21 protein-coding genes and 1 other RNA gene are annotated in these 19,878 nt (G+C 59.1%); 17 read left to right on the forward strand and 5 right to left on the reverse strand.

All coding sequences use genetic code 11. The annotated features are described in order from the left end of the window. Nucleotides 1–17 precede the first annotated feature (17 nt). From rpoD to rnpB, 5 genes are all read left to right on the forward strand, one after another. Nucleotides 18–1,142: an RNA polymerase sigma factor RpoD gene (gene rpoD, locus EAV92_RS03755; RefSeq protein WP_123039826.1), complete on the forward strand. Its 1,125-nt coding sequence runs from the start codon at nucleotides 18–20 to the stop codon at nucleotides 1,140–1,142. Nucleotides 1,143–1,225: 83 nt separating this feature from the next. After that, nucleotides 1,226–2,065, forward strand: a complete 840-nt coding sequence (locus EAV92_RS03760) for an MBL fold metallo-hydrolase (protein WP_123039827.1) — start codon at nucleotides 1,226–1,228, stop codon at nucleotides 2,063–2,065. Continuing rightward, entirely contained in the window at nucleotides 2,062–2,868 is an 807-nt protein-coding gene (locus EAV92_RS03765) for a tRNA (adenine(22)-N(1))-methyltransferase (protein ID WP_123039828.1), read from the forward strand. Before EAV92_RS03760 ends, EAV92_RS03765 begins: the two co-directional genes overlap by 4 nt. Then, nucleotides 2,844–3,959, forward strand: coding sequence for a Nif3-like dinuclear metal center hexameric protein (locus EAV92_RS03770; protein ID WP_123039829.1), 1,116 nt, complete (start codon nucleotides 2,844–2,846; stop codon nucleotides 3,957–3,959). The genes EAV92_RS03765 and EAV92_RS03770 overlap by 25 nt, the downstream gene beginning before the upstream one ends. An 84-nt stretch (nucleotides 3,960–4,043) precedes the next feature. Next, nucleotides 4,044–4,473: RNase P RNA component class A (gene rnpB, locus EAV92_RS03775), an RNA gene on the forward strand. A 53-nt stretch (nucleotides 4,474–4,526) separates the two neighbouring features. Here the strand turns inward: rnpB and EAV92_RS03780 are convergent. From EAV92_RS03780 to EAV92_RS03790, 3 genes are all read right to left on the reverse strand, one after another. Further along, nucleotides 4,527–4,958 (reverse strand): disulfide oxidoreductase, encoded by a 432-nt coding sequence (locus EAV92_RS03780; protein WP_123039830.1) that lies wholly within the window; start codon nucleotides 4,956–4,958, stop codon nucleotides 4,527–4,529. 12 nt (nucleotides 4,959–4,970) lie between these two features. After that, on the reverse strand, nucleotides 4,971–5,687 hold the full coding sequence (locus EAV92_RS03785) for a DsbA family protein (RefSeq protein WP_123039831.1): 717 nt from the start codon (nucleotides 5,685–5,687) through the stop codon (nucleotides 4,971–4,973). 126 nt (nucleotides 5,688–5,813) lie between these two features. Beyond that, nucleotides 5,814–7,685, reverse strand: a complete 1,872-nt coding sequence (locus tag EAV92_RS03790) for a S8 family peptidase (protein ID WP_241158432.1) — start codon at nucleotides 7,683–7,685, stop codon at nucleotides 5,814–5,816. A 208-nt stretch (nucleotides 7,686–7,893) separates the two neighbouring features. On the opposite strand from EAV92_RS03790, the gene EAV92_RS03795 reads away from it, so the two are divergent. The 5 genes from EAV92_RS03795 to thiI all read left to right on the forward strand — a co-directional run bounded on the left by EAV92_RS03795 (nucleotide 7,894) and on the right by thiI (nucleotide 11,983). Continuing rightward, complete coding sequence (locus tag EAV92_RS03795; RefSeq protein ID WP_123039833.1) at nucleotides 7,894–8,391, forward strand: YpuI family protein; 498 nt, start codon at nucleotides 7,894–7,896, stop codon at nucleotides 8,389–8,391. A gap of 97 nt (nucleotides 8,392–8,488) precedes the next feature. Continuing rightward, nucleotides 8,489–8,704 carry a DUF1540 domain-containing protein gene (locus EAV92_RS03800; protein ID WP_123039834.1) on the forward strand — a complete coding sequence of 72 codons (216 nt, stop codon included), beginning with the start codon at nucleotides 8,489–8,491 and terminating at the stop codon, nucleotides 8,702–8,704. Between the two features lie 104 nt (nucleotides 8,705–8,808). After that, complete coding sequence (locus EAV92_RS25010; RefSeq protein ID WP_277424219.1) at nucleotides 8,809–9,501, forward strand: lytic transglycosylase domain-containing protein; 693 nt, start codon at nucleotides 8,809–8,811, stop codon at nucleotides 9,499–9,501. A gap of 95 nt (nucleotides 9,502–9,596) precedes the next feature. Next, complete coding sequence (locus EAV92_RS03810; protein WP_123039835.1) at nucleotides 9,597–10,766, forward strand: cysteine desulfurase family protein; 1,170 nt, start codon at nucleotides 9,597–9,599, stop codon at nucleotides 10,764–10,766. After that, nucleotides 10,763–11,983 carry a tRNA uracil 4-sulfurtransferase ThiI gene (gene thiI, locus EAV92_RS03815; RefSeq protein WP_123039836.1) on the forward strand — a complete coding sequence of 407 codons (1,221 nt, stop codon included), beginning with the start codon at nucleotides 10,763–10,765 and terminating at the stop codon, nucleotides 11,981–11,983. The genes EAV92_RS03810 and thiI overlap by 4 nt, the downstream gene beginning before the upstream one ends. A 92-nt stretch (nucleotides 11,984–12,075) precedes the next feature. Here the strand turns inward: thiI and EAV92_RS03820 are convergent, their stop codons facing one another. After that, nucleotides 12,076–12,798: a TerC family protein gene (locus EAV92_RS03820; RefSeq protein WP_241158433.1), complete on the reverse strand. Its 723-nt coding sequence runs from the start codon at nucleotides 12,796–12,798 to the stop codon at nucleotides 12,076–12,078. 120 nt (nucleotides 12,799–12,918) lie between these two features. Between EAV92_RS03820 and EAV92_RS03825 the strand changes: the two genes are divergently transcribed. Together EAV92_RS03825 and EAV92_RS03830 are read left to right on the forward strand one after the other, a co-directional pair. Continuing rightward, on the forward strand, nucleotides 12,919–13,587 hold the full coding sequence (locus EAV92_RS03825) for a TerC family protein (protein WP_123039838.1): 669 nt from the start codon (nucleotides 12,919–12,921) through the stop codon (nucleotides 13,585–13,587). Nucleotides 13,588–13,735: 148 nt separating this feature from the next. Then, nucleotides 13,736–14,218, forward strand: coding sequence for a hypothetical protein (locus tag EAV92_RS03830; protein ID WP_123039839.1), 483 nt, complete (start codon nucleotides 13,736–13,738; stop codon nucleotides 14,216–14,218). 53 nt (nucleotides 14,219–14,271) lie between these two features. Here EAV92_RS03830 and EAV92_RS03835 read toward each other — a convergent pair whose 3' ends face one another. Then, nucleotides 14,272–15,084 (reverse strand): AraC family transcriptional regulator, encoded by an 813-nt coding sequence (locus tag EAV92_RS03835; protein ID WP_123039840.1) that lies wholly within the window; start codon nucleotides 15,082–15,084, stop codon nucleotides 14,272–14,274. Between the two features lie 152 nt (nucleotides 15,085–15,236). Between EAV92_RS03835 and EAV92_RS03840 the strand changes: the two genes are divergently transcribed. From EAV92_RS03840 to EAV92_RS03860, 5 genes are all read left to right on the forward strand, one after another. Next, entirely contained in the window at nucleotides 15,237–15,983 is a 747-nt protein-coding gene (locus tag EAV92_RS03840; RefSeq protein ID WP_123039841.1) for a phytanoyl-CoA dioxygenase family protein, read from the forward strand. Nucleotides 15,984–16,203: 220 nt separating this feature from the next. Then, nucleotides 16,204–18,045 (forward strand): translational GTPase TypA, encoded by a 1,842-nt coding sequence (gene typA / locus EAV92_RS03845; protein WP_123039842.1) that lies wholly within the window; start codon nucleotides 16,204–16,206, stop codon nucleotides 18,043–18,045. 33 nt (nucleotides 18,046–18,078) lie between these two features. Beyond that, complete coding sequence (locus EAV92_RS03850; RefSeq protein ID WP_123039843.1) at nucleotides 18,079–18,396, forward strand: YlaH-like family protein; 318 nt, start codon at nucleotides 18,079–18,081, stop codon at nucleotides 18,394–18,396. A gap of 25 nt (nucleotides 18,397–18,421) precedes the next feature. Continuing rightward, entirely contained in the window at nucleotides 18,422–18,727 is a 306-nt protein-coding gene (locus tag EAV92_RS03855; RefSeq protein WP_420888802.1) for a hypothetical protein, read from the forward strand. Continuing rightward, entirely contained in the window at nucleotides 18,724–19,827 is a 1,104-nt protein-coding gene (locus EAV92_RS03860; RefSeq protein WP_123039844.1) for an LCP family protein, read from the forward strand. The genes EAV92_RS03855 and EAV92_RS03860 overlap by 4 nt, the downstream gene beginning before the upstream one ends. The last annotated feature ends 51 nt before the right edge of the window (nucleotides 19,828–19,878 follow it).

A 19,878-nucleotide genomic window follows, 5' to 3' on the forward strand; every position in this document is an offset into this window, starting at 1 on the left:
GGAGGAGGGAGTCGGAAATGGCGAACGATCAACACACCGGACTTGAGACGGAATCGACGCTGGAGCAAGTGAAAGCCCAACTGATGGAACAGGGCAAGAAGAAATCTTCCTTGACCTATAAAGACATCATGGAGAAGCTCTCTCCGTTCGATCAGGACGCCGAGCAGATCGACGAGTTTTTCGAGCAGCTCGCGGATCACGGCATCGAGGTCGTGAACGATCACGACGACAGGGGACAGCACGGGGAAGAGGACGAGCGTGACGAGTTCAACTTCGACGACGACTTGTCTTTGCCGCCGGGCATTAAAATCAACGATCCGGTGCGGATGTACTTGAAGGAAATCGGCCGGGTGCCGCTTCTCGGGGCGGATGACGAGGTCGAGCTGGCGAAGAAGATCGAGATCGGCGGCTTCGAAGCCGAGGAAGCCAAAAAAAGGCTGGCCGAAGCCAACCTGCGTCTCGTCGTCAGCATTGCCAAACGTTACGTCGGACGCGGCATGCTGTTCCTGGATCTCATCCAGGAAGGCAATATGGGACTGCTGAAAGCGGTCGAGAAGTTCGACCACATGAAAGGCTTCAAGTTCAGTACGTACGCGACCTGGTGGATTCGCCAGGCCATCACGCGGGCGATCGCGGACCAAGCGCGCACGATCCGGATTCCCGTCCACATGGTCGAGACGATCAACAAGCTGATCCGCGTATCGCGCCAATTGCTCCAGGAGCTCGGCCGCGAACCGACGCCGGAAGAGATCGCCGAGCAAATGGAACTCAGCGTGGACAAAGTCCGGGAAATCATGAAGATCGCGCAGGAGCCGGTATCGCTCGAGACGCCGATCGGCGAAGAGGACGACTCGCACCTGGGAGACTTCATCGAAGACCAGGAAGCGCTGGCGCCGGCGGACGCAGCCGCTTACGAGCTGCTGAAGGAACAGCTGGAAGACGTGCTGGATACGCTGACGGAACGCGAGGAGAACGTGCTTCGCCTGCGGTTCGGGCTGGATGACGGCCGGACCCGCACGCTGGAGGAAGTGGGCAAGGTGTTCGGCGTTACGCGCGAACGCATTCGCCAGATCGAAGCGAAAGCCCTCCGCAAGCTTCGCCATCCGAGCCGGAGCAAAAGACTGAAAGATTTCCTGGAATAAGACGATATAGGAGATATCGAGGCCTTCCGCCCTTGAGGGTTGAAGGTCTTTTCGTTCCAGGAATCGTTCAGGGGGAATGGCGGGTGCCGGCGACGGAAATCGAAGAGAAACGAAAATTCATCGTCAACGAAATCGAGGCTTGGCGCAGAAGCAAGCTGCTGCCGGAGCATTATTGCGATTTTCTGCAGAACCTTTATTTAGACGATCTGACGCAGCGTCCGAAGGGAGCCGTGGAAACGGCGGTCCGCAAAATCGGTCAGGCGCCGCGCAAACATTGGGTGCTTGTTTTTGGAATTTTTGCCTTGATTTGTGTTGTTGTTCTTCATTTTAGCGCGTTTCCCCTGCCATTGCAAATGGGCCTCGTCGGCTTCGTGACGACGGGATTCGTCGCTTTGGGCGGTTCCTGGCGGGAAAGCCGTCCGATCGGCGCGATGATGGCGCTCGTCGGAGGCATGCTGTTCCTGTTCGGCGCGGGCGCCGCGATTTTGGACTTGCACGGATGGACGGAAGGTACGGGTCCCCTCGTCTTGCTCGGGATCTGCGCGGCCGTGTGCATCGGCTGCGGACTGGTCGTGCGGATGGCGCTTGTGCAATGGTTGGGCTGGATGGCGGTCATCGCGCTTTATGCGAAGCTGCTGCTCGGGCACATTCCGGACCCCTCTTGGGGGGAGACGCAGCTATTCTGGCTGCCGGCGGCGCTGCTGTTCATGTGGCTGTCGTGGTACATGCATGTCCGCTTCAAATCGGTCGGCGCCGTTTTCTTCACGACCGGCCTCATTTTGTGGTTCATGCCTGAACTGCACGCCGCGATCGAACGGTTGGATGCGCAATGGATCCAGACAGGGCTATTGGGTAAAACAATATTGGCGGGGTTCGGCTTGTTCCGGCTTCGCAAACAATGGATGGAATGGGTTGTGCGATGAACGCGAATAACGTATCGAAAGAGGGAGCGGCCGTCAAGCTGTCCCGCCGCCTCGCGGCATTGTCCGAATGGGTGCCCCAGGGCGCCCGGTTCGCGGACATCGGGACGGATCACGCGCTGCTTCCCGTTTATTTGGCCGGCTCCGGCAAAATCAGTTTCGCGGTCGCCGGCGACGTGAACGCGGGACCGGTGGAGGCGGCGAAACGGCAGGTTGCCGAAGCCGGGCTTGCCGGGCTCGTATCGGTCCGGCACGGAGACGGACTTACCGTGCTGGAGCCCGGTGAAGTCGACACCGTCTGCATCGCCGGCATGGGCGGCAGTTTGATGGTTCGACTCCTGGAAGCGGCCGGAGAACGGCTGAACGGCGTCAACACGCTGATTTTGTCTCCGCACGTGGCCGAAGAGGCGGTACGGCGGTGGCTGACGGAGCACGGATTCGTGCTGGACCGCGAAGCGCTGCTCGAAGAGGACGGCGTGATCTATACGATGCTCCGAGCAGAACGCGAAGCGGACCGCCGCGAGGCGGACCGCCGCAACGGCGAGCTTTACGGGACCGGGGCGCTTGCGCCTTGCGTCCGGTCGGTTTCGAAGCCGCTGCTGTTCGAAATGGGACCGCTGCTGTTTCGCCAAGGAGGCTCGGCGTTCCACCGGAAATGGGAGCAGGAAATCGCGAAGCGCGAACAGATCATCGGGCAGATGAAGCGCTCAACCGCGCCGGAAGCCGCGGAGAAGATCAAGGAATGGGAATCGTCCGTCGCGGAAATCAGGGAGGTGTTGGCATGTTCGCCAGAGGAGAAACCGTAATCCAGATTATGGAGCGATTGGCTCCGAAGCATTATGCGGAGCCTGACGACAAGATCGGTCTCCAGGTGGGCACGCTTCGTAAAGAGGTATCCAAGGTGCTCGTCGCGCTCGACGTGACGCCGGAAGTCGTCGCGGAAGCCGCGGAGATCGGGGCCGAGCTGATCATCGCCCATCACGCCGTCATTTACCGGCCCCTTGCGCACTTGCAGACGGACACGCCGGCGGGATCGTTGGCGGCCGATCTGCTGAGGAACGATATCGCCGTGTACATCGCCCATACGAACCTGGATTCCGCCGAAGGCGGCATGAATGATTGGATGGCGGAGGCGCTCGGACTGGAAGGCCGGAACGTCCTTCGCGAGGCGCATACCGACAAGCTGTATAAGCTGGCGGTTTTCGTTCCCGAATCGCATCAAGCGAAGGTGAGGGACGCCTTGTTCGCCGCAGGGGCGGGCTGGATCGGCAACTACAGCCATTGCAGTTTCAACGTGGCGGGAACGGGCACCTTCATGCCGAGGGAAGGCAGCGATCCGTACATCGGCAAGCAGGGAAAAATCGAGTCGGCTTCGGAAATCCGGATCGAGACGATCGTGCCGCAGAGCGTCCGTAAAGCGGTCATCGCGGCGATGCTCAAAGCGCATCCATACGAGGAAGTGGCGTACGATTTGTATTCGATGGACCTCAAGGGCAGGTCCTTCGGGTTGGGCCGCGTGGGCAAGCTGCCGGCCGACGAAAGCTTGGACGAATTCGCGGAACGGGTCAAACGTGCTTTCGACGTCCCGTTCGTGCGGGTCGTGGGAGAAGGGGACAAACGCATCCGCAAGGTGGCCGTGCTCGGCGGCTCGGGCTCGCGTTTCATCAAAAACGCGATGTTCGCGGGAGCCGACGTTCTCGTAACCGGGGATATCGATTACCATACGGCTCATGACGCCGCGGTGGCGGGACTCGCTCTCGTGGATCCGGGACACAATGCGGAAAAAATCATGAAGCGGAAGGTAGCGGATTGGCTGCAGCAGCATCTCGATGACCAAGGCTACGCCACGCAGGCGGTCGCTTCGCGCGTGAATACGGAGCCGTTCCGCTTGAAATAAAGCGTGCGGGTGAACTGGCGGCACAGCCAACGATTGCCGTTGTGTCCGGGCGGCTTTCACGCTATACTAGACGTTGCGAACCGGAAAGTTTGACAGACAATCGCCGGCGGCGAGAGCCGCGGGAGGAAAGTCCGGGCTCCGCAGGGCAGGATGCTGGATAACGTCCAGTCGGCGCGAGCCGAAGGATAGTGCCACAGAAATGGACCGCCGATGACTGCTCCCCACTTGTGGGGAGCAGAACAGGTAAGGGTGGAACCGTGGTGTAAGAGACCACGAGGAGCAGGGGTGACTCTGATCCTGGTAAACCCCATCCGGAGCAAGACCTAAGAGAACGCGAGCGGCGGCGCATGCCGGCCGCAAGCCCTTGCCCGGGGCGCGTTGGGTTGGTCGCTTGAGCCGTTCAGCAATGGGCGGCCTAGAAAGATGATTGTCGCTTCAGTCCGTGGGAGGACGGCTCCGGCCGTCCGCGATGACCACTTGAAGTACAGAACCCGGCTTACGGCAAACTTTCCGGAAGTCCAAAAACCCGCAAAGCGCGAGCGCGCTTTGCGGGTTTTTGGCATTCTGTCATTCTTCGGCGTGATCGGACGGTTTCCTCGACAGCAGCAGGAAAACGATGATTAAAATAAACGCGAACAGCGCCATGAGCGGGATCGTGATGACTCCGAACCAGTCCAGATAGTCCGTGTTGCAGGGAATCCCGGTTTTGCAAGGCGCGATATCGGCCACCCCGGGAATCTTCTGCTCGGCGTAATGGTAGGCGGAGAACAAGGCCCCGATAATCGCCAGCGGCAGGACATAGCCGCGGATGCCGCGATCGTCTCGTATGGCCGCCCTGCCGAGCAGCCACACGAGCGGGTACATGAAAATCCGCTGGAACCAGCATAGGTTGCAGGGGATGTAACCCATCACTTCGCTGAGAAACAGGCTTCCGCAAGTCGCGGCCAGCGATACGATAAAAGCGAACAGAACGCCGTATTCCCGGATGAGGGCTCGCATGCGGACCTCCCTTTATTTGTCGGCTTCTTTGAGTGCCTTGTCGATGGCGGCTTTTAGATTATCGTAATTGAGGGCGGTGTTGTCGTCGAGCTTCTTCCCGTTGACGAGAACGGACGGCGTGCCGGTGAAGTTATGCGCGACCGCGAAGTTGTTTTGGGCGGCGAGCTCGTCCGCGTACGTCTTGTTCTCGATGTCTTTCCGGAGCAGGTCGTAGTCGATGCCGAGATTTTGCTTTTTCGCGGTGTCCACCAAATAATCGACCGTTGCCCAAGATTCGGACTCCGGCGGTTGATTCGTATACAGCGCGTCGTAGAACTTCCAGAACGCATCGTTGTTCTGGTGGTAGATGGCCAGTCCCGCCAGAGCCGCCGTCGTGGAATCGGGGCCGATGATGGTCCAGTTTTGGAAAGAGAGCGAAGCTTTGCCGGTATCGATGTATTCCGTTTTGATTTTAGACATGATGTTTTGGCTGAAGTACGCGCACGTCGGGCATTTGAAATCGCCGAATTCCATGATTTTCACCTTGGCGTCGGCGTTCCCGAGCAGCGGGGATTTATCGTATTCGAAACTGAGCGGTGCAGGCTTCGGCCAGAAAACGATTAGGGCCGCGATCAAAAGGACGAATAATCCGGATAAGGACCAAACCATGATCCGCATGTTGCGGCGTTTTTTTTCTTGCGCCAGCTGCCGCTGGATTCTGGCTTCTTTTTTTCTTTGCGCTTTTTCCACAAGCACACTCCTTTTCCTCCGGCTTGTCCCCGGACATGTTCCTTTCTATTTTATAGCAAATGACTTAAAAAGACATGAAAAAAAGTGTCCGACTGACGACAGTTTCGCCGCGGACACTTTGATGGTTTACCGGATGCCGATACTCTCTAACTCCCGTCGTACCTGATCGGGATACATCTGAAGGGAAGACGCTTGACCGCCGACCGAACGGAGCGCGTTTCGAATATCGATTTGGCCGTATCCGTAATACTTGTCTTTTCCTTTGTCGCCCAAATCGACGGCGGTGCTGCGAAGCACGTTCGCCACTTCCGCGTTCGATAGCTGCGGGTTGGCTCCGCGGATCAGGGATGCCAGCGCGGCGACATGCGGGCTGGCCATCGAGGTGCCCGAGAGAGACGCATACCGGCTGCCCGGGTAGGTGCTGGCGATGGACGTTCCCGGCGCCGCGACGTCGATATAATCGCCGAAATTGGAATACTCGGCTTTGCCGCCGCCCGGATCGGTCGCCGACACGGCGACTACCTCCGGATAAGCCGCCGGATATCCCGGCCGGTCGGTGTTGTCGTTGCCGCTCGCCGCCACGACGAGAACTCCCTTGTTGTTGGCGTATCGGATCGCGTCGTGCAGAAATTGGGCTTGGGCGTAATTGCCCAAACTCATATTGATGACGTTCGCCCCGTGATCCGCCGCCCAGATGACGCCTTCGGCCACGGAGTAAGTGGACCCCGCGCCGGAACTGTCGAGCGCCTTTACCGGCATGATTTTCGTATACCAGGTCAGTCCGGCCACGCCTTCGTGGTTGTTGATCTGCGCCGCGATGATCCCCGCAACGTGCGTGCCATGGCCGACGTCGTCTTCGGGAGGTTTGGAGGAATCCACGATGTTGACGCCGGGTACCAGTTTGCCCTGCAAGTCCGGATGGTCCGACTGAACCCCCGTATCCACGACCGCGACGATCACTTGGCTGCCCCTATTGACGTTCCAACCCTGCTCAGTGTCGATTTGGGGCAGGTTCCATTGGTACCGGGAATACAGGGTATCGTTCGGCACGATGGGCTGAGGGTCGGTTTCCCCGTCCAGTTCGTTGGTTAAGTACAGGTAATGCGGCTCTACGTACACCGGATCGAATTTCTTGAAATACTCCATCAGCGGTTCCGCGCGGTGTTTACGGGACCGGAAGACATAGGTTTGACGGGTTTGGCGCACAACGGTCAAATCCAGATCCTTTCGGAGCCGGAGCAGCTCTTTCGGCTGAAGCGGCTTGCGGAATTTGACCACGACTTCGTCGACGGAATAGTGGCTGGCGTTTCCATTATCTTCGCCTTTACGCACCGTGATGTCCTTCGTCGTGTTCGGCAAGACCGATTCCGTACGGTACCTGCCCTCAGCGGGAAACGGGATCAGACGCAGGTTGCGCCGTTGGTGGCGTTCGACCTCCTGTACCGCGGAGGCGGAAACCAACGCGATGACGCCTTGCCCCTTGCGCGCGGGAGAGGGCTCGCCGATGATGAAGTAGGCGTGTCCGTTCACGGAGAAGGCGGGAGAGGAATAGGATTGCCCGCCGAGCACCGCCGACCGGGCGCTTTTCCAGTGCGCGTCCCCGGAGCTTTGCATGCCGGAGACCGCCGTGCCCGCCGTGCGGTCCTTCCCGCCCGGGCCTGCGATCCAAGCGGCTCCCGCCAGCTCGGGATGTTCGCGAAGATAGCCGAGCAGCGCTTGATCCGGTTTTGCGGAAGCCGTTTGCGACCGGGAGACCCGGATGGCGAACTGACGGGCGTCGCGGATGCTCTGCATTCGTCCGAGGCGTTCCGTCGCCTCCATGTCCTGACGCACGGTGAGCTCCTTATAATGGGATTCGCGCGCGGCCGCGAGGGGAGAGCTTTGCGGGACTGGCGGTTCCGCGGTCCTGCCGGGTCCGTGATTCCGGGGAAACAGCAACAGTCCGGCGGCGATGGCGAGCACCACCCCGGCGGTCCCGATCCATGTTTTATTGCGCACGAAGCGCACCTCCTTGCGTAGCCGATGCATTCCCCGTTAGCATGAAGGGGAAAAGGGAAAAATATACGGCGCTTTGCTTCTTTGCCAGTACCGTTCGGGACGGATTTATGGTACGATGAGGTAGAATTTCGCGGACTATGCCCGCGGGTTTTTTGCATCCGAACACCTATCGTGAAATACGCTTCGGGACAACGAAAGGGGAACCATCATGCCAGCCAATATTAAAGGAATCGCCGAGACCAGCCGGGAAAAACTGAAAACCGCCATCCTGGAACTGGAGCAATTCCTGAATGGGCACGCTTTGCCTGAGCTCGTCCAAGAGGATAGCGAAGAGGCGAAAAGCTTTTACAGCGGCCTGCTCTCCGACCTGCGCCACCTGCTCGTCTTCTCGGAAGTGGCTTACGAGAAGCTCGGCGCGCTGCTTCGCCGGCCGAATCTCGATACGGATCAAGCCGAACGCGCGCTGTACGAAGTCTATCACCATTGCGTCAACGCTTTCTTTTATCCGAAAAACGAATGCTACTCGGAAGACGGCCGTTATGCCTATACCGGCCAGGACGCGATCCGTTTCCGCATGAAGCCGCTCCGTGCCGCACGCGACGTCGTGCTGAACGTTTCCCGGGTCTACGAAGAGCTGCGCGACGATCTCTCTTATTACGAAAGCGACTACCTGACCCAGCGCCGCATGATGGGCCAGTCGAAATAAACCCGTACGGAGCGTCAAGACGCTCCCTTTAACCTCCACCCCCCGGTCCGCATACCCGTTTTCGACGGGCGCACAATAGGATCGGGGGGTGATTTGCTTGCCGAAAGGCGTCGCTTGCAGCGTCAGCAACTGTGCGTTCTGGAATCAAGGCAACCGGTGCGGAGCCGACGAGATCGCGGTGGAAATCGATGAGCATTCCACCGTCAACCTGAACGAGGAATTCGGGGAAGAAGGGTTCCGCGACCATCAGGATTACGCCAAGGCCTCTTCCGTTACCTGCTGTCTCACGTTCAGGCCTCAATTTCGAAAATAGGTCCGGGGAACGGGAATCCGCCGCTTGTCGGGACTGGTCGAAAGGTTGGACATGATGTACAATGGATGCATCAGGCAAACATGCCCAACCAGGAGCGAACGGACTTGAACGTAACCATGGACCCGCGGGTCGTCAAACAGCTGCTTCTGTCCCAATGGATCAACAACGCCAATTCTCTCGATCCGTCCGCTCAGACGGAGGACGGAAGCGTATTCGGCTTGCTGCTGAATGATTTGCTCGGGTCTTCCGATTCCTCGGATACCGGCATTTCGGAGGCGGCAAGTTCCGTCATGACCGGCGGATTGCCTAATTTGTCTTATTCATCGGTTTTGAACGGCAGCGCGTTAGGGGCCTTGACCGCCGATAGCGGCAGCAGTTCGGCTTACGACGGGCTGATCGCCGCCGCGGCTTCCAAATACGGTTTGGACCCCGCGCTGATCAAAGGCGTCATTCAAACGGAATCGGGCTTTAACGCGGGGGCGGTTTCGCCGGCAGGCGCAAAGGGCTTGATGCAGCTCATGGACGATACGGCCAAGGGGCTCGGCGTCAACGATTCCTTCGACCCTGCCCAGAACATTGACGGGGGCGCCCGATTCTTGTCGTATTTGCTTCGCAAGTATGACGGTAACGCTTCTTCGGCTTTGGCTGCTTATAATGCCGGGCCCGGTCGGGTCGACCGTCTCGGTCTGACGACCGATGAGGCGATCCGCGATAGGCTGGCCGAGCTGCCGGAGGAGACGCAGCGTTACATCGGGAAGGTGCTCGCCGCCGCCCGGCAATGGAGCCGGCAAGGGTAACCGGGCTTCGCAAGTTACGGGGATCAAGACGGGCGCGACCTGTGCCGCCCGGTTTGGTCTTTTTCTTTTATTCGGACATAGATAGGCGGGAACACATGGATACGCTCTATTTCGACCACTGCGCCTCAACGCCGATACATGGACGGGTTGCCGAAACCGTCCTCGAGGTCATGAAAATCCACTTTGCCAACGCTGCCGCGCTGCACCGGGCGGGTGCCGAAGCCATGAAGCTCGTCGATCGCGCCCGCGCGGGAATCGCCGCCGGCTTCCGGGTGAAGCCCGACGAAGTGGTATTCACCTCCGGAGGCACGGAAAGCAACAATCTTGCGCTTAAAGGCACGATCGGGTCGCTTGCCCGTTCGGCCAAACACGTCATCGTTTCTTCCGTCGAACACGCCTCGGTTTACCGCTGCGCGAAGCAGCTCGAAGAGCAAGGCGTGGAGGTGACCTGGCTACCCGTCGACCGTTACGGAAGCGTCCGGGTCGAGGACGTGACCGCGGCGCTGAGGGCGGACACGGCGCTCGTCAGCGTCATGCACGTGAACAACGAGACCGGCACGGTTCAACCGATCCGGGAGATCGGGGAAGCGCTCGCGCGCTATCCGCAGGTCCGTTTTCACGTCGACGGCGTTCAGGCGATCGGAAAAGTGCCGGTTCGGTTCCGGGAATGGGGAATCGACATGTACAGCGCCTCCGCCCACAAATTCCAAGGGCCGAAGGGCGTCGGGTTCCTGCTCGTTCGAGAGGGCTTGGCGCTTGCGCCCTTGCTGGCCGGCGGGTCGCAGGAGGCGGGCGTCCGCGGAGGAACCCACAACGTGCCGGGCATCGTCGGCATGGCACAGGCGTTCCGGCTCGCGACGGAGTCCATGCCGGAAAGAAGGGAGCGGATGTTCCGGCTGCGGCGCAGGCTTCTGGAGCTGGCGTCGACGATACCGGAACTCGTCTTGAACGGTTACGGAGCGGAAGAAGAGGAGAAGACTTCGCCGCACGTCGTCAACCTGTCGTACCCGGGCATGAGGCCCGAGGTGCTCGTTCACATGCTGGAGAAACACGGCGTGCTCGTTTCCACCCAATCCGCCTGCTCTTCCAAAAGCCTGCAGCCCAGCCGCGTGCTGTCCTCCATGGGCTTAGGGGAAGACCGGGCGTCCGGAAGCATCCGCATCAGCTTCGGCGACGAGCATGACGAACGGGATATCGACACCCTCGGCGAGCGGCTGCGCATGACGGTGGACAAATTGAAGCCGCTGGAGAGGAGCAGGGGATGAAAGAGGATTGGATTTTGGTCCGCTTCGGGGAGCTGACGATCAAAGGGCGGAACCGCGGACGGTTCGAAGATATGTTAGTACGGCAAGTCAAGCAAGCGCTGGCCGCTTATCCGGCCTTAAAATACACGAAGACGTTCGGGCGCCTGTACATTCAACTGAACGGAGAACCTTATGAGCCGGCGGCCGAGCGTTTGAAGGACGTTTTCGGCATTGTGTCGTTCAGCCGGGTCATCCGCTGCGGGCATGACCTCCAGGACATCCGGGAAACGGCGCTTCAAGCGATCCGGCAGGTCGAGCCCGCGCCCAAAACGTTCAAAATGACGGTTCGGCGGGCCTGGAAAGCCTACCCGCACGACTCTCAGGAAATGAACCATCTGGTCGGCGCCCACGTGCTGCGCAATACGCCGGATCTCAAGGTGGATGTCCGGAATCCGGACACCGAGCTGAAGGTAGACATCCAACCGGAAGGCACGTACGTGTACGCGTCGGTCGAGCAGGCGGCGGGCGGCTTCCCGCTCGGCATGAACGGAAAAGCCATGCTCCTGCTGTCCGGCGGCATCGACAGTCCCGTGGCGGGCTGGATGGCGATGCGCAAAGGCTTGGAGATCGAAGCGGTCCATTTTCACAGCTACCCGTTCACCAGCGAGCAGGCGAAAGAAAAGGTCGTCACGCTGGCCCAGAGATTGGCGTATTACGGCGGTTCGATCAAGCTGCATCTCGTTCCGTTCACGGAGCTGCAGACGAAACTTGCGCAAACCGGCCAGGAACATCTGATCATTACGCTCATGCGCCGCTCGATGCTCAAAATCGCGGAAAAGCTGGCGGCAAAACGCGGCGCGCTGGCGATCGTGACCGGGGACAGCCTGGGGCAGGTCGCCAGCCAGACGCTCGGCAGCATGAACGTCATCGGCCGGGATACGTCGCTGCCGTTGCTGCGGCCGCTCGTCATGATGGACAAGCTCGAAATCATTCGAATCGCCGAGAAGCTCCGTACTTACGAAACGTCGATTTTGCCTTACGAGGACTGCTGCACGCTGTTCGTGCCGAAATCGCCGGCGACAAACCCGAACTTGGGCATCGTGCTCAAAATCGAAAGCCAGCTCGGCGCCGAACTGGAACGGCTGGTGGACGAGGCGGTAAACGGGACGGAGACGGTCGTGCTGACCGAAAACAGCCGCTCGGATGCTCCGGCGGCTGCTGAAGATAAATGGTTCTAAATAAATAAAACGGGGGCTCCCCCAAAAGTAATCGGAATAAGCTTCGGAGGTTCGCGTCACTTTTGGGGGATGAAGATAAAGCAGGGAACGCGTTATAGCGTTTCCCTGCTTTTGTTTTGTACTTGTCGTGCCTTCACGGCATTCGTCCATATTCCCGCGACGATGACCAGAGCGACGATGGCCGCTTGAAACGTCCAAGCCAGCGCCGGATTGTCGCCGAAAAAGTCCGCGAAGCGTTTCTCGTGCGTAATCATCTTGGCTGCCGTGTAGGCAAGTACGCCGGAACCGGCATAGATGATCCATTTGTAACGGTCGATGATCTTAATGAACAGCGTGCTTCCCCAGACGACGATCGGTATGCTGATCAGCAAGCCTAGTACGACCAGCTCGAAGCTGCCGTGTGCCGCTCCGGCTACCGCGATCACATTGTCGAGCCCCATCGCCGCGTCGGCGATAATGATCGTCCGAATGGAGGCCATGAGCGTCGCCGCGGGTTTGATGTTATCATGCTGGTCTTCCTGCACAAGCAGCTTGTAGGCGATCCAAACGAGGACCACGCCTCCCAGCGCGAGCAGGAAAGGAATTTCGAGCAGCCAAACGACCAGCACCGTGGCGAGAATCCGAATGCCGACCGCCCCGGCGGTGCCCCATAGAATCGCTTTTTTCTGGGTTTCCTTCGGCAAATTGCGAGCTGCAAGGCCGATCACGATCGCGTTGTCTCCCGCCAGCAGCAGATCGATGAACACGATGGTGAGCAGCGAGGACCAAAACTGCAGCGTCCCCAAATCTGAAATGAATCCTGAAATCCAGTCCACTTTCGTTCCCCCTAACCTCTTTGCAGTGACTAATACGTCCGATGCGACAAAAGGATTCATATTTCCGTTCACATATCCAATCGGGCTTGTACATACATCTGTTAGGAGGAGGTGCCCGGAATGGAGCTGCTGGACCGTCTTTTCGTTTTCCTGGAGATCACGCTGATCAACTTGCTGCTGAGCGGAGACAACGCCGTCGTCATCGCGCTGGCCGCGCGCCGACTGCCTCTCCCGCAGCGCCGCAAAGCGGTATGGTGGGGCGCGGCGGCCGCCGTGTTGCTTCGCTGCGTACTTACATTAGGCGCCGTCGCGATGCTGGGCGTGCCATTCCTGCAGACGGCGGGGGCGTTGCTGCTGTTTGGAATCGCGCTCAAGCTGATGCTCGAGAGGGGCGGGCACGACACCCGGACGCCGTCCGCCTCCAGTCTTGCCGGCGCCGTATGGACGATCGTCGCCGCCGACTTCGTCATGAGCCTGGACAACGTGCTCGCGGTCGCCGCGGTGGCCGACGGGGATGTGGCGATGCTCGTCATCGGGATCGTCATGAGCATTCCGATTATCATTTGGGGGAGCTCTTTTATTATGCGACTGTTGGACCGGCTGCCCGGATTAACTTACGCGGGCGGAGCGCTCCTTGCCTATACCGCTGGGGAAATGATGCTCCACGACGAGGGGCTTGCGCGGCTCATTCCCGCCTTTGCGGGGGAAGGGCAGAAGTCGCTGCCGTACGTTGCGGCCGCCGTACTGCTGGGCGCTGCGCTCGTCATCAGACGAACCCGGAATTCATAGTCGGAAGGGGCGAAAGAAGAAAAGGATGCCCGCCTATTTCGCGACTGGTTTTTTCCCCGGACTTCCAGTACACTAAGAAGAAAAAGATGTCATAAACCGACAACGGTTTCTGCGTCCGAGAGTCTGTCTATGAAGTGGGGGAACCGTCGTGAACAAGCAATCCGCCGCAGTGGGCGTTTTGGTGTTGGCCGCGGGATTGGTCATTCTGTTGGGCAAGTGGGGAGTATTCGCTTTTATCGGCAGCGTTTTTTGGCCATTATTCATTCTCGTACCGGGCGTGCTGCTTCACGTGCTATATTTCGGGAGAATGGTTCCTTCCGTGGCGCTGGTGCCGGCGGGCATTCTGACGGTCGTATCGGTCATTCTGCTGATCGGCAACTGGTTCGGGTGGGATTTGATGAAATACCTGTGGCCTTTCTTTCCGTTCGCGGTCGCCGTCGGTCTCTACGAATATTACGTGTTCGGCTATTCGCGCTCGAAGACGTTGTGGACGGCTTCGATCGGCTTGGCCGTGTTTTCCCTCGTCCTGTTCGGCATGACGCTCTTGTGGACCTGGGGGATTTATTTGCTGGCGCTCGCGCTGATCGGATTCGGCGCCTGGCTGGTGCTCCGGCGCCCGCGCATTTGGTAACAACGGGACAAGCCGTCCGCTCATGGGAGCGGGCGGCTTTTTTCGTTCAGGCGTTACGATTTCCGGAATCCGCTCCACGACCACCGGCGGATTTCCGTAGCGGTCCTGCCCGTACCCCGCTTGATCAGGCGGGCCAGGTGGTGCGAGGTTTTAAACCCGCAGCGGTGGGCGATTTCCGACACGCTCAGGCCGGTATTGGTGAGGAGCTCGACCGCCCGTTCGACCCTGCAACGCCACAGATAGGAAACGGGAGTCGTCCGCTCGAACCGCTTGAACAGGCGAACCAGGTGTTCCGGGGAGACGCCGGACCCCGCGGCGATATCGGCAAGCGACACGTCTTCGTGGAAATGGCCGCGGATCCAGGCGAGCGCGGCATATACGGCGGGATGCTTTTCCCGTTGAATGGCCATGGAGGACACCGACGGATACAGATGCAAGGCGGCCAAGCCCAAGCTAAGCAGCAACGGGGCGTCCGGCGGCGATTGAGGCTGCAGGTTCAACATGAGATCGACGAGCCGGTTCATTTCTTCGGTCAACGGCAGAAACTCCGGCAGCCTTCGGATCTCTTCCATCGTGCGGGAGGCGAGCTCCGGGACGTGGACGGCGATCCATCGGTGCCAGGTATCCTCCGTTTTCGAAAAGACGAACGATTCCTCGTGTCCCGGCTTCAGCAATGCGACATGCCCGGGGCCGACATGAAGCTCGCGCCCGTCTATCGCCACCGTCATTTCGCCCGTATAGAGCATGACGAGCTGCAGGTCTTGCTGGATGCGGGGGCCGAACCGGCCTCCCGGAGGATACACGACCGAACCGGCGGAAGCGCTGCGAACCGCCTCGAACGGAATGTCCAACTCACTTTGCGCCATCACGGAGTCTCACCCCTTTGGGTCCATTTTAAGAGGCACGCGCCCCGAAATCAATCATGGACACATTTTGGCCATTCACAGCCATTGTGGCGCGGTTTCCCCGGCAGTATGCTCAAAGCGAGTCTTCCAATCCGTCCAAAGGGGAAATCCGCATGCACAACGTTACGTACACGAAGCCGCTGACTCCGCTCACGCAGGAGCAAATCGATTTTTTCCGGGAACAGGGATACTTGCTGTTCAAGAAGGGAATGTCGGCTGACCTGATCGATGCCTTTAACGGACACATTTACGATATCCGCAACCAGGATCAGATGCCCGAATGGGCGGCGGTCGATCCCGCCAAACGGTTTTCGCTGCGGCTGTTTAACCCCCACCAGAACGACAGCTTCTCGCGGCAGCTGATGAAGAACGCGATCGTGCGGGGCGCGCTGGCGCAATTGATGGGCATGGAGGCCGTGTGCGTCCAAAGCATGTACTTCTACAAGGAGCCGGGTTCACCGGGCCAGGCGGCGCATCAGGACTACTACTATATCAAAAACGATCCGATGACGATGATTGCCGCGTGGACCGCGATGGAGGAGTCGGTCGACGAGGAGAACGGCTGCCTTTGGGTCATGCCGGGCACGCATAAGCTGGGCTTGCTGCCCCACGGAGCGGTGAAAAACATCGAGGAGCACGAGCCTTGGACGGAAGAGACGGAAGGCGTCGATACGACCCGCCAAATTCCCGTCGTCATGGAGAAGGGGGACATCCTGTTTTTCAGCGAGCTGCTTATCCACTCTTCCAATAAAAACCGGAGTCGGGACCGCTGGCGCCGCTCCTATGTCTGCCATTACATCCGGGAGGACTCGAACGTGCTGCACCGGGAAGATCTCCGGCAGAAATACCCGCTGTACTGATCGCGAGCGCGCCGCATGAAAATGTTACCTTGGCTTTTCATGAAGCGTGGCGTATAATAGAAGGGATGTCGACCGGAAGGGCTGTCTAAAACCTGCATACCGGCTCGAATTCTGCGCATGTTGAGAAACGTCGGCCTCGCGTCGGCGTTTTCTGATTCATCGGGCACAAATCCCTAACGGGAATAGAGATAAGAAAATTTAAGGAGTGGAATCCCGCATTATGCATCCGAGAGACCGTATCCGCAATATCGCCATCATCGCCCACGTCGATCATGGCAAAACGACGCTCGTCGACCAGCTGCTTCGCCAATCCGGCACGTTCCGCGACAATGAGCAAGTCCAGGAGCGCGCGATGGACTCGAACGATCTGGAACGCGAACGCGGCATCACGATCCTGGCCAAAAACACCGCTGTCCAGTATAAGGACTACCTCATCAACATCGTCGATACGCCCGGACACGCCGATTTCGGCGGAGAAGTCGAGCGGATCATGAAAATGGTGGACGGCGTTCTGCTCGTCGTCGACGCTTTCGAAGGCTGCATGCCCCAAACGAAATTCGTGCTTCGCAAAGCGCTGCAGCACGGACTGACGCCGGTCGTCGTCCTGAACAAAATCGACCGCCCGGCCGCGCGCCCTGCGGAAGTCATCGACGAAGTGCTCGAGCTCTTCATCGAGCTCGAAGCGAACGACGAGCAGCTCGATTTCCCGGTCGTATACGCGTCCGGCTTGAACGGCATCGCGAGCTTGGATCCCGACGTCCTTGGTACCACGATGGAGCCTCTGTACGAGACGATCATCGAGAAAATCCCGCACCCGACCGAGAACACGGAAGAGCCGCTCCAGTTCCTGGTGACGCTGCTCGACTATAACGAATACCTCGGACGGATCGCCATCGGCCGCGTCAACCGCGGACGGATCCGCCAAGGACAGGTCGTGGCCGTGATGGACCACGAAGGCAAAGTGCGCCAATCCCGCATCGAGAAGCTGTTCGGCTTCCAAGGGCTGAAGCGACACGAAATCGAAGAAGCGGCCGCCGGCGACATCGTCGCTTTGGCGGGCCTGAAAGATATCAACATCGGCGAAACGGTCGCCGATCCTGCGAATCCGGAGCAGCTGCCCGTCCTCAAGATCGACGAGCCGACGCTGCAGATGACGTTCATCGTCAACAACAGCCCGTTCGCCGGCCGCGAAGGCAAATGGGTCACTTCCCGCAAGCTGCGCGAGCGCCTGTTCAAGGAGCTCGAAACCGACGTCAGCCTCCGCGTGGAGGAAACGGACAGCCCCGACGCGTTCGTCGTCAGCGGCCGCGGCGAGCTGCACCTCGGCATCCTGATCGAGAACATGCGCCGTGAAGGCTATGAGCTTCAAGTTTCGAAACCGGAAGTCATCATCAAGGAAATCGACGGCGTCAAATCCGAGCCGATCGAACGCCTCCTGATCGACGTGCCGGAAGAAAGCATGGGCGCGGTCATGGAAAGCCTCGGCACCCGCAAAGCGGAGATGGTCAACATGATCAACAACGGCAACGGCCAAGTCCGCCTGGAATTCCTCATTCCGGCGCGCGGCCTGATCGGGTACCGCACCAACTTCCTGACGATGACCCGCGGCTACGGCGTCATGAACCACGCGTTCGACAGCTACGGACCGGTCGTCGGCGGCCAGGTCGGCGGGCGCCACCAAGGCGTACTCGTCGCAAGCGAGACGGGCACCTCCACCGCGTACGGCATGCTGTCGGTCGAGGACCGCGGCATCCTGTTCATGGAGCCGGGCACGGACGTTTACGAAGGCATGATCGTCGGCGAGCATACCCGCGACAACGACATCATCGTCAACATTTGCAAAGAGAAAGCCCTGAACAACATCCGGACGGCGAACAAGGAAGAAACCGTGAAAATGAAGGCGCCGCGCTTGATGTCTCTGGAAGAAGCGCTGGAATACCTGAACGACGACGAATATTGCGAAATTACCCCCAAGAGCATTCGCCTTCGCAAGAAAGTGCTGAACAAGAGCGAACGCGACCGTTACGAGAAGCAGCGCAAAATGGCGGAAGCCGGGGTATAACCGGAAACGGACGGAACGTAAGGAGGAATCGCGATGCAGCACTGGTTTTCGGAGCATCCATGGATCAGCTACGTGCTGATTCTCGGGTTCACGATCTATATTTTCAATGCCGTCTTCCGCATGGGGCGGCTTCCGATTCTTAAGGAGATCCTCGTTTACCTGATCATGGCGATCGGCTGCCTCGTGCTGCTGGTGCTTCAGATCGATAAACTTCCGATCATCCAGTGCATGGGCGTCGCCGTCATCATGATGCTCATGCTGCGGCTTCGCCAGCTGTACGATAAGCGGCGCGGTTCCCGTCCGTCCGGCGAAGCCGGCAAGCCCAATACGAACGCGCCGGGCCGGCCGTAACTCGATTCAGGGAGAGGAATAGCCTTTGAGCCTGATGGACGCGTTATTCTATTGGCTTCAGATGAAGCTGGTGTGCGACTCCCGGCCCGGCGATACGGCCGCGCGGGAGACCGCCGCGTTTTTCGCGCAAATTTTGTCGGAAGACCACGGATTGGCGTCGTTTGACGTCACTTCGGCGGACGACGCCAAAATCTACGTGACTTATCGCAACTCGGAAGGCACCGAACGGACCGTCTGGTTCGACCGGGAAGCCGCCGAGCACATGATGCTTAACCCGATACTGAGCAGAGACGAAAAAGAAAAAGAAGAGAAGGAGCAGGGACCATCATGAGTTACGACCAGTCGCTTCCCCCGAGGATGAGAAAGCAGGCGGCCAAACCGCCGAAAGCGGCTCCTCCCCGGAAACCGCGGCGCATCGGGCGGATTGTACTTGCCTTTCTTGCCATCGTCATCGTGGCGCTTGCGTCATATGCCGGTTACTTGTACGTCAAAGCCAACCAAAACATCACGAAAGTCGCCGATCCCGATGCTTCCAGCGTTCCGAAGGATCAGCTCGCCGAATCCAAACCGATCAGCCTGCTGCTGCTCGGCATGGACACGCGGGAAGAGACGGGAAGCATGAATACCGACGTCATCATGACCGCCATTTTCAATCCGAAAACGAAAACCGCGACCGTCGTGTCCGTCCCCCGGGATTCGGACCTTAACCTGGACGGCTACAAGACGCGTAAGGCCAACGCCTACTATGCCCGTTTCCTCTCGATCGCTCGGACGGAAGAGAACCTGTCGGGCGACGGCGCCCGCAAGTATGCAAACGAGCAAATGAGAAGCATGATGGAAAAGTTTTTCGGCGGCATTAAAATCGATTATACCGCGATCCTCGATTTCAAAGGATTCGTGGACGTGGTCGATGCGCTCGGCGGCGTTAACGTGTATGTCGACCAGGACATGAGATACTGGGACAAAGCCGACGGCACGGACATCGACCTGCAGAAAGGCGACCAGAAGCTCGACGGGGAAGGCGCGCTCGGTTTCGTCCGTTACCGGAAATCAAGAAACGGCGAAACGGCGCCTTCCAGCGACTTCGCCCGCAACGACCGCCAGGACCGCGTCTTGGGGGCGATCGTCGACAAGCTGAAATCGTTCGGCAGCGTCACCAAGATCGGGAACGTCATGGACGCGGTCGGCGACAACGTCAAAACCGACATTCCGAAAGAACAAATCCAAAACATGATCTCGACCTATTTCGGAATCAGCCGCCAGAACGTCCGGTTCATCGCCTTGACCGGAGAATGGAAGAGCCCTTACGTCTACCTCGACCAAGCCAAGCTCGAAGAGGCGAAGCAGGCGCTGCAGGAGGAAATGCAGCCGGAAGGCCGCGCGATAACTTCCGCCGCTCCGCAAGAAACGGCTGCCGCGGGCAGCGAGTAACGGGACTTGCGCCGCTTTCAAAGCGGGCAGGGCGTGTGCTATAATGGTGCC

Origin of the sequence: Cohnella candidum (assembly GCF_003713065.1) — a bacterium.
In the GTDB taxonomy this organism is placed as follows: domain Bacteria; phylum Bacillota; class Bacilli; order Paenibacillales; family Paenibacillaceae; genus Cohnella; species Cohnella candidum.

Excerpts from the sequence above, each read along its gene's own strand:
- EAV92_RS03840 (WP_123039841.1), top strand. The coding sequence starts at position 15,237 with ATGCACAACGTTACGTACACGAAGCCGCTGACTCCGCTCACGCAGGAG.
- EAV92_RS03810 (WP_123039835.1), top strand. The coding sequence starts at position 9,597 with ATGGATACGCTCTATTTCGACCACTGCGCCTCAACGCCGATACATGGA.
- EAV92_RS03835 (WP_123039840.1), bottom strand. The coding sequence starts at position 15,084 with ATGGCGCAAAGTGAGTTGGACATTCCGTTCGAGGCGGTTCGCAGCGCT.
- EAV92_RS03825 (WP_123039838.1), top strand. The coding sequence starts at position 12,919 with ATGGAGCTGCTGGACCGTCTTTTCGTTTTCCTGGAGATCACGCTGATC.
- typA (WP_123039842.1), top strand. The coding sequence starts at position 16,204 with ATGCATCCGAGAGACCGTATCCGCAATATCGCCATCATCGCCCACGTC.
- EAV92_RS03780 (WP_123039830.1), bottom strand. The coding sequence starts at position 4,958 with ATGCGAGCCCTCATCCGGGAATACGGCGTTCTGTTCGCTTTTATCGTA.
- EAV92_RS03850 (WP_123039843.1), top strand. The coding sequence starts at position 18,079 with ATGCAGCACTGGTTTTCGGAGCATCCATGGATCAGCTACGTGCTGATT.
- EAV92_RS03860 (WP_123039844.1), top strand. The coding sequence starts at position 18,724 with ATGAGTTACGACCAGTCGCTTCCCCCGAGGATGAGAAAGCAGGCGGCC.
- rpoD (WP_123039826.1), top strand. The coding sequence starts at position 18 with ATGGCGAACGATCAACACACCGGACTTGAGACGGAATCGACGCTGGAG.
- EAV92_RS03765 (WP_123039828.1), top strand. The coding sequence starts at position 2,062 with ATGAACGCGAATAACGTATCGAAAGAGGGAGCGGCCGTCAAGCTGTCC.
- EAV92_RS03795 (WP_123039833.1), top strand. The coding sequence starts at position 7,894 with ATGCCAGCCAATATTAAAGGAATCGCCGAGACCAGCCGGGAAAAACTG.
- EAV92_RS03770 (WP_123039829.1), top strand. The coding sequence starts at position 2,844 with ATGTTCGCCAGAGGAGAAACCGTAATCCAGATTATGGAGCGATTGGCT.
- thiI (WP_123039836.1), top strand. The coding sequence starts at position 10,763 with ATGAAAGAGGATTGGATTTTGGTCCGCTTCGGGGAGCTGACGATCAAA.